General features: G+C 46.4%; 1 protein-coding gene. It reads left to right on the top strand.

Annotation, left to right across the window (positions count from 1 at the left end):
- Positions 1-2773, top strand: a 2773-nt coding sequence (locus tag RMO84_RS13160; protein ID WP_310488909.1) for an amino acid adenylation domain-containing protein, incomplete at both ends; no start/stop codon positions are given.

The following is a 2773-nucleotide window of genomic DNA, read 5'->3' on the forward strand; positions in this document are numbered from 1 at the left end:
TGCATCTGGCGATCGCCGTCAGGACGCTGCTGCGCTCCTGCCAGAATTACCGATTCAATATGCAGATTTTGCTCAATGGCAACGGGAGTGGCTGCAAGGTGTAGAGAATGGCGATTCGCCCCTTCAAACTCAGTTAGCTTACTGGCGGCAGCAATTAGACGGCATTCCGGTGCTAAATCTCCCCGCAGACCGTCCCAGACCCGCAGTGCCCAGCTATAGAGGTGCAAAACAAGTTTTAGAGTTATCGCCCGCTCTGAGTCAAGCATTAGAGGCACTGAGCTACCGCGAAGGCGTGACTTTATTCATGACGATGCTGACAGCGTTTGAGATTTTGCTCTATCGCTATACACAGCAAGAGGATATTGCCATCGGTTCGCCGATTGCCAATCGCAACCGCAGCGAATTAGAGGGATTAATTGGCTTTTTTGTCAATAGTTTGGTGCTACGGACAGATTGCTCGGGTCAGCCGACATTTCGAGAATTATTGCAGCGAGTGCGAGCGGTAACTCTGGGTGCCTATGCTCATCAGGACTTGCCGTTTGAAAAGCTAGTAGAGGAGCTGCATCCAGAGCGAGATTTGAGCTATCATCCGTTGTTTCAGGTGGCATTTAGCTTTCAAAATACGCCGATCTCAGCACTAGAGTTACTAGGATTAACAGTGTCGCTACTCGATCTCGATGCTAAGGCGACATCACAACGACTGGAAGTCGTTGCTAGTGATGCAAAGTCCGCCTTCGCGGACTGGGATTTAGAGTGTCTTGATAGCTCTGGCTACTGCTCTACAACGACTGCCAAGCTCGATTTAGAGTTTCATCTATGGCAGGATGCGGAAAGTGTCAAAGGACAAATGGTGTATAGCACCGATCTCTTCGATGATGCGACTATTACTCGAATGCTCGGACATTTCCAAACGTTGTTAGCAAGTGTTGTTGCTAATCCGGAACAGCGCGTTTCCGATGTGGCTGTACTGAGTGCGATCGAACGACGACAGTTATTAATCGATTGGAATGACACGAAAAAAGAGTACTCAAAAGAGTGTTTTCATCAGTTATTTGAAATGCAGGTGCGGGAGACTCCCGATGCGATCGCGTTAGTATTTAATCAGCAGCAATTAACCTATTGCGAACTAAATATTAGAGCCAATCAACTCGCACATCATCTGCAAAAGCTGGGGATAGTTCCCGATCGCTTAGTCGGGATTTGTATCGATCGATCTCCAGCGACGATCGTCGCGATCTTAGCTACTCTTAAAGCGGGTGGAGCATATTTACCTTTAGATCCCAGCCTCCCTCAAGAGCGTCTGAGTTTCATGTTAGCAGATGCTCAAGTTTCAGCATTAATAACTTCTTGCTCTTTAGCCCCCCTTTTTAAGGGGGGTTGGGGGGATCTCTTAGCTATAGTTTGTATCGATCGAGATTCGGCAGTTATTAGACAATACAGCCCAGAAAATCTAAATATTTGCGTCACATTAGATCGCCTAGCTTATATTATCTACACCTCTGGCTCGACGGGTCAACCGAAAGGCGTTGCGATCGAACATCGCGGATTGGCTAACTTAGCACAAGCTCAGATTGATGTATTTAATATTCAACCGAGTCACCGAATTTTACAATTTGCATCGTTAAGTTTCGACGCCTCAATTTTTGAGATTGTGATGGCATTGCGATCGGGTGCAACTCTTCATTTGGCAGATAAAGAATCTCTATTACCTGGACAACCTTTGCTCGAATTATTACGCGACAATGCGATTACTCATGTCACCCTGCCACCCACAGTATTAGCCGTTCTACCTCTAGCATCGCTACCAGCATTACAAACTATTATTTGTGCGGGTGAATCTTGCCCCAAAGATATTTTTAAAAAGTGGTGGCAACCTCAGCGGCGGTTGTTTAATGCTTATGGATTGACAGAAGTAACGGTGTGGTCTACCATTGCAGAAATCAAATATCCGAACGAACAAATAGCGATCGGGCGACCGATTTCTAACACGCAAATTTATATATTAGATAAACATTTACAGCCAGTACCAATTGGAATCGATGGTGAATTATACATCGGTGGCGACGGATTAGGGCGAGGCTATATCAATCGTCCCGAATTAACTGTCGAACATTTTATTGCTAATCCTTTTGACGATTCTCCACAGGAGACGCTGCGCGATCGACAGGGAGCGCGACTTTATAAGACAGGCGACTTAGCTCGGTATCAATCGAATGGCGAGATTAAATTTTTAGGTCGCAGCGATAATCGTGTCAAAGTGCGGGGTTTTCGGATCGAATTATCGGAAATTGAAACCGCGATCGGTCGATATCCAAATGTACGATCGGTAGTAGTAATCGATCGAGAGAATGTCTATGGAGATAAGTATTTAATTGCCTATATCGTCCCCAACATAGAGACACCAAATCTCACAGCTTCATTATCTAAGTTTTTAAAAGTTAAATTACCAGAATACATGATGCCAAAAGCGTTTGTGATACTGGATGCCCTACCGCTCAACGTTAATGGCAAAGTCGATCGAGATGCGCTCGTAAAACTCGATCCCTCACACGAGATCGATCGAGAATTTATCGAACCGCGTACTCCTACCGAGTCTACCCTGGCTCAAATTTGGACTGAAGTCCTGAATATCGATCTCCCCACAGTACACACCCCACCCAGTCACACTACCCCCTCCCCCCCCCTCACTGTACACTGTACACACCCCACCCTATCACACGACCCCCCCCAACATACACTGAACACACCCCACCCAGTCACGCTCTACCCTCTC

This window comes from Chamaesiphon sp. VAR_69_metabat_338 (assembly GCF_031423935.1).
Taxonomy (GTDB): Bacteria; Cyanobacteriota; Cyanobacteriia; order Cyanobacteriales; family Chamaesiphonaceae; genus Chamaesiphon.